The following is an 11,851-nucleotide window of genomic DNA, read 5'->3' as shown; positions in this document are numbered from 1 at the left end:
CTACATCTGCGAAGATTTCACCGAGCCTAGTTCATCCGCTCCCCGTACAGCTTCCGGCCGTGACCAGATCCACAGGTTGCCCAAGGCCATGCCGCCAATGGCAAGAAACACCGGCCAAGCGTGATCGAGGAACACCAGCATCAGGCTCGCGCACAACAGCATGCTGACAGTGGCGCTGAGTTTGGCGCGACGCTGGATGACCTTACCATTGCGCCAGTTGTGCAGGATCGGGCCAAACAAACGATGATTTTCCAGCCAGGCACTCAGGCGCGGTGAGCTGCGGGTGGCGGCCCAGGCGGCGAGCAGAATGAATTCGGTGGTGGGTAAGCCAGGCACGACGATTGCGACCAGGCCGATGCCCAGGCTGACGTAGGCCAGGAGGCCAAACAGCAGACGTGAAAGTTTCGAAGCAGCAGGGCGGGTCATGGGGTCGTCGGTTGCACGGGTAAGGCCCGGTTACCACGAGGGTAACCGGGTGCGGCGCATCAGGCCAGTTCGGCTTTAGGCGCAGTCGCGTAGGCGTGTTTGAGCAATTCGGTGAAGCGCTCGAACGCGGCTACTGCACCTTTTTCGGCTTTGGCTTCTTCTTCGGCGCTCAATTGCAGGCCGTCGAGGATGCGGGTGAACTGCTTCCAGCCTTCAGCGCGGCCACCGGCAGGCTCGCCCAGGTGACGGGCACCGAAACTGTCGGACAGGCCCAGCACTACGGCGCGTTTGATCAGGAATGCAGCACCCAGCTTGGAGCCTTCAGAAACGAAGATCCAGCCCATGGCTTCGCCCAGGCTTGGGTTTTCGACGGCGCCAGCGAAGTCAGCGGGAATCTCGGTGTTGAGGTCGGCCAGGTCCAGGCCAGCCTGTTCGGCGCGGCAGCGTTCGGCCAAGTCAGGGACGATGGCGATCAGCGTCGGGTCGGTGTACAGCGCCTTGAGTTCATTCTGGAACAGGTACTGGGCGACGACGAAGCGGGCGAAGCTTTCGCGGGTTTCGAACGGCGCGTGAGATTTGACCAAGGCGTCCAGCTCGCTGTGCGGGGCATGGGTCAGCTGGTTCAGGCGTTGCGAACGCAGGCTGGCGCGTTCGGTGGGGGTTGCGGCGGTCATGGTGATTCCTTGCGAAATGGGCGTGCCTAGTGACTAGACGAACAAGAGGACGGGCGACAGTAAAAAAACCTCACCTGGGGAACGTTAATCGCGGGGCAAGCCCCGCGAAGCTTCAGATGTCCCAGACCAGGTTGATGGCGAAATTACGACCAGGCATGGTCAGGCGATCAAGGTTGGCCGGGGAGGTGACAGCCGCTTCGCCGAGGCCGTCGTAGCCGCGCACGTCATCCCACTGCCAGTATTTCTTGTCGGTCAGGTTGTACAGGCCAGCGTTGACGGTGATGTCGTCGGTGACTTTGTAGAAGCCAGCCAGATCGAGCACGCCGTAGCCCGGCGTACGGAACTGCTTGCTGGCACCGTCGGGGGCGAAGAAGGTGGTGTCGTCGACCCGGTCCTTGCGCTTGACCAGGGTCCAGCTCAGCAGGGCGCCATACTGCTCTTGTTCGTAGCCCAGGCCCATCACCGCAGTCAGTGGGTTGACGCTGTTGAGCGGCTGGCCGTTGTCGTCGTTGCGGCCATAGGCATATGCCAGCGAACCTTGGGTGTACAGGCCTTGGGGTGCGCCAAACGCATCCAGGTTCAGGCGACCCTTGAACTCGGCCCCTTTGATGGTGGCGTGCTTGATGTTGCTGGCTTCGAAGGTCTGGCCCAGGTCGTTGCCCTGCACGGCGTCTTCATTGATGAAATCGCGGTACTTGTTGTAGAACACCGCCACATCGAAGTTACCAGCGTCGAAGTTGCCACGCAGACCGGTTTCGTAGCTTTTGCTCTTTTCCGGCTCCAGATTGGGGTTGCCACGCACGCTGTAGCCCAGGCCCGGGTTTTCAAAGCGACCATAGAGCGCTTTGGCGGTCGGCGTACGGAAGCCTTCGGCGTACTGGCCGTACCAGGTGTAATTGTTGTTGAAGGCATAGGTGATGCCGAACTTGGGTGATACCCGGTGCCATTTCTTGGCGTCGTCGTCGATTGGCTCGCCAGGTTTTGCATCGACGCCAAGGAGGAATTCGTCGGTCATGTCCGGGGTCATCTTGGTGTAGTCGTAGCGCACACCTGGCAGGAAGGTCCATTGGTTCCAGCGGATCTCGTCCTGGGCGAACAGGCTGTAGGTATTGACGGTTGGATCCGGGAAGTCGCTGACCCGTTCCTGGCCATCACGCGGGCTGTCGGCACCGATGGCCGTGCAGGTGCCGCCGACATTCAAGCAGGTGCCGGTGCCACTACGCGAACCGGTGACTTTCTGATGTTTGAGGGTGGTGCCATAGGTCAGCAGGTGCTCGGTCTCGCCAATGCTGAAAGCTTTGTCCAGTTGGGCATCAAACAGCCACTGACGATCCTTGTAGGTGGTCTGGCGATTACGGAACACCTCGCGGCCACCAGCAACATAGAGCTCTTCGGTGCGCTGATCGGTCTTGCCGATCTGGTAGTTCAGGCTCCACTTCACGTTGTCGGCAAGCAGGCTGCCGAGGGCGAATTCGTGGTTGATGCCGAAGCGTTCGCGGGTGATGGTGTCATTACCGGTCCGGTCACGGTACGAGTTCATGGCGCCAAAGCCCGGAATGAACGGACCGCCCACCGAGCTCAGTTGATTCAGGTCGCGGTCGTCCTTGTAATGCTCGTAGGTCAAGGCCAGGCGCGAGTCGTCGGCATAGTTCCAGCCAGCCTTAGCCAGAATGTTGGTGGTGCGCACGTCTTCAGGGTTGGCCTCGGTACGTTCAAGGCCGGTACCGCCGTGGCTGCTATAGGACTCAGTTTCATGGCCATTGCGTTGGCTCAGGTGCAGCAGGCCGTCGAAGTCGCCTTGGCGTCCGGCAACAGTGGCTGAGTTCAGCCAGCTTTCGTCTGCCGAGCTGTAACCCGTCTTCAGGCGGGCGCCGACGTCCTGGCCAGGTTTGATAATGTCGTCAGGGTCGAGGGTGAAGTAACTGACCGCGCCACCGATGGCGTTGCTGCCGTACAGCACCGACGCCGGACCGCGGAGAATTTCCACGCGCTTGACGATCTCTGGGTCGACATAATTGCGCTGGGTTTGGGCGTAAGGCCCAAAGAAGAAGCTGTCAGGAATCGACACGCCGTCAATCTGGGTCAGCACCCGCTCACCGTCGATACCCCGGATGTTATAGCCGTTCAGTCCGCTGCGCTGGCCGGTACCACCGACCGAAACTCCGGGCTCATAGCGCACCAGGTCCTTGATGGTGTTGACGTTTTGGCGGTCGAGCTGCTCGCGGGTCTGTACCGACACGGTACTCGGCACCTGGCTGATGTCCTGGGCGCTACGGGTAGCGCTGACGGTAATCTGCTGCAGGGCGATGGCGCTGGACGTGCTGCGCTCGAGCACCACGTTACCCGCACTGAGGGTGCGGTATTTCAGGCCGGTGCCGGCCAGCAGGCGCTGCAAGGCAGCTTCCGGTTTCAGTGAACCCTGTACACCTGGTGAGGCCACGCCTTCAGCCAGCTCGGCCGACAGCCCTACCTGCCAGCCGGTCACTGCCGTGAAGGCATTGAGCGCCGAGACCAGTGGCTGCTGGTTGATGGCAAAGCGGTAGTCACCCATGCGTGCGGCGCTGGCCTGGGCCGGCTCTGCGGCCAGTGCTGGCAGGCTGCAGGCACCGCTGGCGAGCATGGCCAGGGTCAACAGGGAGAGCGTGCAACGTTGCAGGCCAGGCGTACGTGAAGTGTCTGATGACCGACGAGTAAAACCAGTGTGCATCGAAAGCGCTCCCTGTCGCGCGAATGTTATAGGTGCGGGCTGATCCAAAAATAAGAATCAGTTGCATTGGCTATAACGAGACGTAACGCCTCAGGGGATCGCGTAAAAAAACTTTCCGATCAGTTAAGAATGACCACGGCGGGGAGCTCGTACAGCTGTGCCGAAGTGATGTGCGCCAAGGCGCGCAGGGTTTCCAGCGGTTGGTCCAGGCGGTAGTTGCCGGTGACCGCAATCTGCTCCAGGCGCTCGTTACGCGAAATGATCAGGCCCGGATAGTAACGACGCAACTCGGCCACTACCTGATTCAGTGGGCAGTTCTCAAAGATCAGGCGACCCTGGACCCACGCTAGGTCTTTCTGCGCGTCGACGCGTTCGCGCTGGCCAAAGCCATTGGGCCCGAGCCGAATACTGTCGCCACTGGACAGGCGAATACGCTGATCACTGCTGCCCTGCAGGTCGACATCGCCGCGTTGCACACGTACCTGGGCCTCGCCGTCGAGATAGCGCACGGCGAAATCGCTGTCACGGACGCTGGCGCGCAGCGGCCCGGCTTGCACTTCCAGCGGCTGGCTGCGGCCTGCCGGGACCTCGAAGAATGCTTCACCCTGGTACAGGTGGGCGACACGCTGGCGGGCATCGATATCGCTGGAGAATGCCGAGTTGGTGTTGAGCAACACCTTCGAGCCGTCCTCAAGCTGCAGGCGCTGACGCTCGCCAACCACCGTCAGGTGATCGGCTTGCAGGCGCACCGGCAGATTGCCGACAGTGAACACGCCGAGCAGCAGTACCGCGGCAACGGCCAGGGGCTTCCAGTGGGGGCGCAAACGCGCCAGGCGCGAGGGGCGCTGGGCTTGGGCCATCTGGTTGGCGGCTTGGCGCAGGATGTCGCCGTGCCACAGGGCTTCGGCTTCGACGTAGGCCTGGGCATTGGCAGGGTCGGCTTCCAGCCAAGCTTGGAAAGCCTGGGTGTCTTCGACGCTGGCGCACTGTAGGCGGATCAGCCAGTCCAGCGCCTGGTCCATGGCACTGTCGCAGGCAGCCGGGTCTGGCGGCGAAGGGCGATCAGAGGCGCTATCGGTCACGGTAAATCCTGGGTCTTGTCGTTCTATTTATGATCAAGCGTAACGGCGTAGCTGGCAAGCCAGCATTAATCGTGGTCCAGACGATTGGCAACGCCTACACAGATGGCCATGATCAGTTTCAGTTCCTTCTGAACCGTGCTGGCCGAAACATTGAGCTGCCCGGCAATTTCCAGGTAGCTGGCACCGTGCAGACGACTGAGGATGAAAATCCGTTGCTGGCGCGCAGTTAATTGGCCGAGGCTGACGCTCAGGCGCTTGAGCAATTGCTCGGCATGGGCTGCGTCTTCAGCGCTGCTGCTGGGGGCGGCGACGTTGTGCAGGACTTGTTCGGGAACATCATCTACTAGGTTGCGTGCTTGCGCCCGACGCGCGCGCAGGTGATCGAGGGCGAGGTTGCGGGCAGTCTGAAACACGAAGGGCTCAAGGTGCTCAATCGGACGCTCGCCCAGTGCTCGGGTGACACGCAGGTAGGTTTCCTGCAGCAGGTCTTCGGCGGTGCTGGGGTTGTCGACCATACGCTGCAACGTGCGCAGCAGGCTGACCCGCTGGGCGAGGAATACAGCGTTGAACTGGGACTGACTCACAGCGATACCCGACCAATGCGAAGCGAATGATAATGCTTATCATAAGCGAGTTGGTCAAGTGCGAATGCCTATATCTTGGGGCTGCGCCGCAGCCCATCGCCGGCAATGCCGATTCTCACAGAGATTTACTCGGCGTTACACAAGGCCAGGCAGTTATCCAGCATACGGTTGGAAAACCCCCACTCGTTGTCATACCAGGCCAGCACTTTGAGCATGCGACCACTGACCCGCGTATGGTTGGCGTCGAAGATCGACGACAGCGGATTGTGGTTGAAGTCACAGGACACCAGCGGCAGGCTGTTGTAACCCAGGACCTTGGAGTGACGGCTGGCGTCCTTGAGCAAGCTGTTGACCTCTTCGACGCTGGTGTCGCGCTTGAGGGTGACGGTCAGGTCGACCAGCGACACGTTGATCACCGGCACCCGCACCGCCATGCCGGTGAGTTTTCCGGCCAGTTCCGGTAGCACTAGGCCGACGGCTTCGGCCGCGCCAGTTTTGCTCGGAATCATTGACTGAGTAGCGGCGCGGGCGCGGAACGGATCACTGTGGTGGACGTCGGTCAGGCTCTGGTCATTGGTGAAGGCGTGGATGGTGGTCATCAGGCCTTGTTCGATGCCCAACTCGCGGTGCAGCACCTGGGCCAGGGGGGCCAGGCAGTTGGTGGTACAGGAAGCGCTGGAGATGATCTGGTGCGAAGGGCGCAGAATGTCGTGATTGACCCCGTAGACAATCGTCGCATCGGCGCCTTTGGCCGGTGCCGAAATAATGACTTTGCGTGCGCCGGCAGTAAGATGAGCGGTTGCCTTGGCTCGGTCGGTGAAGCGCCCGGTGCATTCAAATACGACATCGATGGCTTCGGCTTTCCACGGCAGCTCGGCCGGGTTGCGGATGGCACTGACAGCAATGCGGTCGCCATTGACGGTCAGGCTTTCGTGATCGGACTCGACGCTGGCAGCAAAGACGCCATGCACGCTGTCGTATTTGAGCAGGTGCGCATTGATCGCGCTGTCGCCCAGGTCGTTGATCGCGACGACCTGCAGGTCTTGGCGGTAGCCTTGGGTATAGAGTGCACGAAGGACGTTGCGGCCAATGCGGCCAAAGCCGTTGATTGCGATGCGAAGGGTCATGGAGCTACCTCTGGCAGACCGGGTGAAGCCCGTGGCAAATGAGGAACTGCTTCACTGAATCTGATTTTGTTATTGGAATTACAAGATTATTCGTAAAAAAATAGAAAACAAGCCTTTTTGCTGGCAATATTTTGTTCAATCTACAACGAGCGATCGGCCAAGCCGTTCCTCCCACAACAGCAGCCCCTGGCTTTGAGCCTAGGTGGCGATTGTTGATTAGGGAAACTGCCGCAGAGGTCGCAACCACCGTTAGCCTGGAGTCCAGTACATGCATCCGCGCATTCTTGAGGTCACCCAACGGCTGATCGCCCGCAGCCGTCCTACCCGTGAACGCTACTTGCAGTTGATTCGTGGCGCTGCCAGCGACGGGCCGATGCGGGCCAAATTGCAATGCGCCAACTTCGCCCACGGTGTGGCGGGTTGTGGCACCCAGGACAAGAACAGCCTGCGCATGATGAATGCGGCCAACGTCGCCATCGTCTCGGCCTACAACGACATGCTCTCGGCGCACCAGCCTTACCAGCACTATCCCGAACAGATCAAGCAGGCCCTGCGCGATATCGGCTCGGTGGGCCAGTTTGCTGGCGGTGTGCCGGCCATGTGCGATGGCGTGACCCAGGGCGAGCCAGGTATGGAGTTGGGAATTGCCAGCCGCGAAGTGATCGCCCTGTCCACCGCCATTGCGTTGTCACACAACATGTTCGATGCGGCGCTGATGCTCGGTATCTGCGACAAGATCGTCCCGGGCCTGTTGATGGGCGCGCTGCGCTTTGGTCACCTGCCGACCATTTTCGTGCCTGGCGGACCAATGCCTTCGGGTATTTCCAACAAGGAAAAAGCCGACGTGCGCCAGCGTTACGCTGAGGGCAAGGCCAGCCGCGAAGCGCTGTTGGAATCGGAAATGAAGTCCTACCACAGCCCCGGCACCTGTACCTTTTACGGCACCGCCAACACCAACCAATTGCTGATGGAAGTGATGGGCCTGCACTTGCCCGGCGCCTCCTTCGTCAACCCCTATACGCCGCTACGTGATGCGCTCACCATCGAAGCTGCACAACAAGTTACGCGCATGACCAAGGCCAGCGGCGACTTCATGCCGCTGGGCGAGATTGTCGACGAAAAGTCCCTGGTCAACTCCATCGTTGCCCTGCATGCCACGGGCGGCTCGACCAACCACACCCTGCACATGCCGGCGATTGCCCAGGCCGCAGGTATCCAGTTGACCTGGCAAGACATGGCCGAGCTGTCCGAGGTGGTGCCGACCCTGTCCCACGTTTACCCCAACGGCAAAGCTGACATCAACCATTTCCAGGCGGCGGGCGGCATGGCCTTGCTGATCCGCGAGTTGCTCGATGCCGGGCTGCTACATGAGGACGTCAACACCGTTGCTGGTCATGGCCTGCGTCGTTACACCCAGGAGCCGTTCCTGCAGGACGGCAAGCTGGTCTGGCGCGAAGGGCCGCAAGCGAGCCTGGATGAAGCGATCCTGCGCCCGGTCGCGCGGCCGTTCTCCCCCGAAGGTGGCCTGCGAGTGATGGAAGGTAACCTGGGGCGCGGCGTCATGAAGGTTTCCGCTGTTGCCCCTGAGCATCAGGTGGTCGAAGCGCCAGCGCGGGTGTTCCACGATCAGCAAGCGTTGGCCGATGCCTTTCAGGCCGGTGAGCTGGAATGTGATTTTGTCGCGGTGATGCGCTTTCAGGGGCCACGTTGCAATGGTATGCCCGAACTGCACAAGATGACCCCGTTCCTCGGCGTGTTGCAGGACCGTGGTTTCAAAGTGGCCTTGGTCACGGACGGGCGCATGTCCGGTGCTTCGGGGAAAATCCCGGCGGCCATTCATGTCTGCCCGGAGGCCTTTGATGGAGGGCCACTGGCACGCGTGCGCGATGGCGATATCGTTCGCGTCGACGGCGTGGCCGGCACCCTCAGCGTCAAACTCGACGCTGCTGAGTTGGCCGACCGGGAAATCCCGCCGGCCCCTACGGGCAATGACCTGGGCTGCGGTCGGGAACTGTTCGGCTTTATGCGCATGGCCCTGAGCCCGGCAGAGCAGGGTGCCAGCGCCTTCACTTCGGCGCTGGAGCAGTTGAAATGAAGCGCGCCCTGGTTGGCGATATCGGCGGTACCAACGCCCGCTTTGCCCTCTGGGAAAATAACCGGATGCATTCGGTGCAGGTATTTGCCACCGCCGACTACACCAGCCCCGAGCAGGCCATTGGTGCGTATCTGCAGGTTCAAGGTTTGGCCAAGGGCGAGTTGGCTGCAGTCTGCCTGGCGGTGGCTGGACCGGTCAGCGGTGATGAATTTCGCTTCACCAACAATCATTGGCGGCTCAGTCGCCAGGCCTTCTGTAAGACTTTGCAGATCGAGCAGCTGTTGCTGATCAATGACTTTACCGCCATGGCCTTGGGGATGACCCGGCTGCAGCCTGACGAATGTCGTACGGTATGCCACGGCACGCCTGAAGCTGGGCGTCCGGCGGTGGTGATCGGCCCTGGCACTGGCTTGGGCGTGGGGACGTTGTTGGGGCTGGAGGATGGTCGCTGGATGGCGCTGCCTGGTGAGGGTGGGCACGTCGACTTGCCGGTGGGCAACACCCGCGAGGCGCAGATCCGTCAACAGATCGCCAGTGAAACAGGCCATGTCAGTGCCGAAACCGTGCTCAGCGGCGGCGGTCTGTTGCGCTTGTACCAGGCAATCTGTGCATTGGACGGGCAATCGGCGCTGCTGCAGAGCCCAGCCGCCATCACCGATGCCGCGCTGGCTGGTGAGCCGTTGGCGTTGGCAGTGATCGAGCAGTTCTGCCGCTTTCTGGGGCGGGTGGCCGGCAACAATGTATTAACCCTTGGCGGCCGCGGCGGCGTCTATATTGTCGGCGGCGTCATTCCCCGGTTTGCCGAGCTGTTCTTGGCCAGTGGTTTTGCCGACAGCTTTGCCGAGAAGGGTTGCATGAGTGGCTATTTCAAGGGTATTCCGGTGTGGCTAGTGACTGCTGAATTTTCCGGTTTGCTCGGCGCCGGGGTGGCGTTGCAGCAGGCAAGTTAGCCCAGGCGCCCACTGTACAAGGAAGCATGTTGTGAGCAAGTCGATACTGCTGGTCGACGATGACCAGGATATTCGTGAACTGTTGCAAACCTACCTGAGTCGCGCCGGTTTCAGTGTGCAAGCGGTTGCCGACGGCCAAGGCTTTCGCCAAGCCCTGGATGGCAGTGATTGCAACCTGGTGATTCTCGACGTCATGCTGCCCGATGAAGACGGCTTCAGCCTCTGCCGTTGGGTGCGCCAGCATTCGCGCCTGGCCCAGGTGCCAATCATCATGCTCACCGCCAGTTCCGATGAGGCGGACCGAGTCATCGGCCTGGAGCTGGGTGCTGATGATTACCTGGGCAAACCTTTCAGCCCACGCGAATTGCAGGCGCGGATCAAGGCCCTGCTGCGCCGCGCCGGCTTCGCTCAGGAACGCAACGGCGGCGATGTACTGACGTTCGACGACTGGCGCCTGGATACCATCAGCCATCGTTTGTTTCATCGAGACGGTGAGGAGGTGATTCTATCGGGCGCCGACTTTGCCTTGCTCAAACTGTTTCTCGATCATCCGCAGCAGATTCTCGACCGCGACACCATCGGCAACGCCACCCGTGGCCGTGAGCCAATGCCCCTGGACCGTATCGTGGATATGGCGGTCAGTCGCCTGCGTCAGCGCCTGCGTGACACGCAAAAGCCGCCACGGTTGATCCGTACCGTGCGCGGCAGTGGTTACCTGTTGGCGGCCAGCGTTGCGCCCGCGCACTGACCGACGCTGGGGCCTGTCGCTGCCGCGTTCGCTGCTCGGGCGCATGCTGCTGTTGACCCTGCTGGTAGTGCTGTTGGCCCAGGGCTTGTCGAGCTTGATCTGGTTGTCGCAGCTGCGCGCCAGCCAGATGGAAGGGCTGGTCGCCAGTGCCCGTAGCCTGGCTCACTCGATGAGTGCCAGCGTCAGTTACTTCCGTTCCTTGCCGCTGGCCTACCGACCGATGGTCCTCGATCAGTTGCGCAGCATGGGTGGCACCCGTTTCGTCGTTTCGCTGAACGACAAGCCACTGGATATGCAGGTGATGACGGTAACGCCGCGCAAGCGTGCGGTAATCAGCGCGGTGGACGAGGTGCTGCGTCAACGTCTGGGGGCGCAGATGGATATCTCCGTCGAGTTTGTCAGCCCGCAGGACCTGCGGATTTTCAACAGCGGCCTGAAGCTCGATGAGCTGCCACGATCCTGGGCGCATTACGCACTGACCCTGGAACCGGTCAATCCACCGGTGCTGGTCACGCAGATTCGTTTGGGCGAAGGCGAATGGTTGTATATCGCCTCGCTGATGCCCGAACCCTACACTAGCCTTGAAGACGAAGGCCTGCCGCGGCAACAGGTGTGGTTCATCGGCTTGACCAGCTTCTTCTTGCTGCTGTTCATAGGTTTGCTGGTGCACTGGCAAAGTCGCCCGCTCAAGCGTCTGGCGCGGGCAGCACGGGAGATGTCACTGGGTGCAGATGTCGAACCGGTGGTGGAAGGTGGCGGCAGTGAGGTGGTTGAAGTAGGGCGAGCGTTCAATGCCATGCGCGAGCGCATCAGCCGCTACCTGATCGAGCGTAGTCAGTTGTTCAGTGCCATTTCCCATGACTTGCGAACGCCGATCACGCGCCTGCGCTTGCGCGTCGAATTACTTGAGGACGAGCAGCAACAGGCCAAGTTCAGTCGTGACCTGGACGAGCTGGAGATGCTGGTCAAAGGCGCGCTGCAGTGTGTCAAAGACACCGACATCCACGAAAACATCGAACCTGTCGATCTCAACCATGCGCTCGATTGCCTGATCGAGCCGTATCTGGCCAGTGGCCGGGTAACGCTGCAGGGCAGGGCACTGGCGCCCTACCTTGGCAAGCCGCTGGCGCTGCGCCGGTGCATGGGCAACCTGATCGACAATGCCTTGAAATACGGCGAGCGTGCGCACTTGCGGATTCTCGACAGTGAGAGCGGGTTCGTCCTGCAGGTCGATGATGAGGGGCCGGGAGTACCCGCGCAACGTCTGGAACAGGTATTCGAGCCGCACTTTCGCCTGGCTGGTCAGCAACAGGGCTACGGCCTGGGCCTGGGGATCGCGCGCAATATTGCCCACAGCCATGGTGGTGAGCTGAGCTTGCGCAACCTGCGTGATGGCGGATTGCGCGTGACCTTGAGCTTGCCGCGCAGTAGCGACTGACGTGCTGTGCAGAGGAATGT

At 61.1% G+C, this 11,851-nt stretch carries 10 protein-coding genes; 4 read left to right on the top strand and 6 right to left on the bottom strand.

Going from position 1 to position 11,851, the window contains the following annotated elements; genetic code table 11:
- The 6 genes from ACQRAX_RS16595 to gap all read right to left on the bottom strand — a co-directional run bounded on the left by ACQRAX_RS16595 (nucleotide 1) and on the right by gap (nucleotide 6,600).
- Nucleotides 1-426, bottom strand: coding sequence for a YbaN family protein (locus ACQRAX_RS16595; protein WP_412038766.1), 426 nt, complete (start codon nucleotides 424-426; stop codon nucleotides 1-3).
- Nucleotides 427-485: 59 nt separating this feature from the next.
- Complete coding sequence (locus ACQRAX_RS16590) at nucleotides 486-1,100, bottom strand: biliverdin-producing heme oxygenase (RefSeq protein WP_412038767.1); 615 nt, start codon at nucleotides 1,098-1,100, stop codon at nucleotides 486-488.
- Between the two features lie 112 nt (nucleotides 1,101-1,212).
- On the bottom strand, nucleotides 1,213-3,807 hold the full coding sequence (locus ACQRAX_RS16585) for a TonB-dependent receptor (RefSeq protein ID WP_412038768.1): 2,595 nt from the start codon (nucleotides 3,805-3,807) through the stop codon (nucleotides 1,213-1,215).
- A gap of 119 nt (nucleotides 3,808-3,926) precedes the next feature.
- Nucleotides 3,927-4,889 carry a FecR family protein gene (locus ACQRAX_RS16580; RefSeq protein ID WP_412038769.1) on the bottom strand — a complete coding sequence of 321 codons (963 nt, stop codon included), beginning with the start codon at nucleotides 4,887-4,889 and terminating at the stop codon, nucleotides 3,927-3,929.
- A gap of 65 nt (nucleotides 4,890-4,954) precedes the next feature.
- On the bottom strand, nucleotides 4,955-5,473 hold the full coding sequence (locus tag ACQRAX_RS16575) for an RNA polymerase sigma factor (RefSeq protein WP_412038770.1): 519 nt from the start codon (nucleotides 5,471-5,473) through the stop codon (nucleotides 4,955-4,957).
- 125 nt (nucleotides 5,474-5,598) lie between these two features.
- Nucleotides 5,599-6,600 carry a type I glyceraldehyde-3-phosphate dehydrogenase gene (gene gap, locus ACQRAX_RS16570; RefSeq protein ID WP_412038771.1) on the bottom strand — a complete coding sequence of 334 codons (1,002 nt, stop codon included), beginning with the start codon at nucleotides 6,598-6,600 and terminating at the stop codon, nucleotides 5,599-5,601.
- A 268-nt stretch (nucleotides 6,601-6,868) separates the two neighbouring features.
- On the opposite strand from gap, the gene edd reads away from it, so the two are divergent.
- Genes edd through ACQRAX_RS16550 form a run of 4 tightly spaced genes read left to right on the top strand, consistent with a single transcriptional unit; the run spans nucleotide 6,869 to nucleotide 11,831 of the window.
- Nucleotides 6,869-8,695, top strand: coding sequence for a phosphogluconate dehydratase (edd, locus tag ACQRAX_RS16565; protein WP_412038772.1), 1,827 nt, complete (start codon nucleotides 6,869-6,871; stop codon nucleotides 8,693-8,695).
- On the top strand, nucleotides 8,692-9,645 hold the full coding sequence (locus tag ACQRAX_RS16560) for a glucokinase (protein ID WP_412038773.1): 954 nt from the start codon (nucleotides 8,692-8,694) through the stop codon (nucleotides 9,643-9,645). Before edd ends, ACQRAX_RS16560 begins: the two co-directional genes overlap by 4 nt.
- 31 nt (nucleotides 9,646-9,676) lie before the next feature.
- On the top strand, nucleotides 9,677-10,393 hold the full coding sequence (locus ACQRAX_RS16555) for a response regulator (protein ID WP_412038774.1): 717 nt from the start codon (nucleotides 9,677-9,679) through the stop codon (nucleotides 10,391-10,393).
- 43 nt (nucleotides 10,394-10,436) lie between these two features.
- The gene (locus ACQRAX_RS16550; RefSeq protein WP_412038799.1) at nucleotides 10,437-11,831 is read left to right on the top strand and encodes an ATP-binding protein; all 1,395 of its coding nucleotides are present in this window, start codon (nucleotides 10,437-10,439) and stop codon (nucleotides 11,829-11,831) included.
- Nucleotides 11,832-11,851 lie beyond the last annotated feature (20 nt).

This window comes from Pseudomonas sp. UM16 (assembly GCF_050312595.1).
Taxonomy (GTDB): Bacteria; Pseudomonadota; Gammaproteobacteria; order Pseudomonadales; family Pseudomonadaceae; genus Aquipseudomonas.
This window is presented reverse-complemented; position numbering and strand designations above follow the sequence as displayed.

Excerpts from the sequence above, each read along its gene's own strand:
- ACQRAX_RS16590 (WP_412038767.1), bottom strand. The coding sequence starts at position 1,100 with ATGACCGCCGCAACCCCCACCGAACGCGCCAGCCTGCGTTCGCAACGC.
- ACQRAX_RS16550 (WP_412038799.1), top strand. The coding sequence starts at position 10,437 with ATGCTGCTGTTGACCCTGCTGGTAGTGCTGTTGGCCCAGGGCTTGTCG.
- edd (WP_412038772.1), top strand. The coding sequence starts at position 6,869 with ATGCATCCGCGCATTCTTGAGGTCACCCAACGGCTGATCGCCCGCAGC.
- gap (WP_412038771.1), bottom strand. The coding sequence starts at position 6,600 with ATGACCCTTCGCATCGCAATCAACGGCTTTGGCCGCATTGGCCGCAAC.
- ACQRAX_RS16560 (WP_412038773.1), top strand. The coding sequence starts at position 8,692 with ATGAAGCGCGCCCTGGTTGGCGATATCGGCGGTACCAACGCCCGCTTT.
- ACQRAX_RS16585 (WP_412038768.1), bottom strand. The coding sequence starts at position 3,807 with ATGCACACTGGTTTTACTCGTCGGTCATCAGACACTTCACGTACGCCT.
- ACQRAX_RS16595 (WP_412038766.1), bottom strand. The coding sequence starts at position 426 with ATGACCCGCCCTGCTGCTTCGAAACTTTCACGTCTGCTGTTTGGCCTC.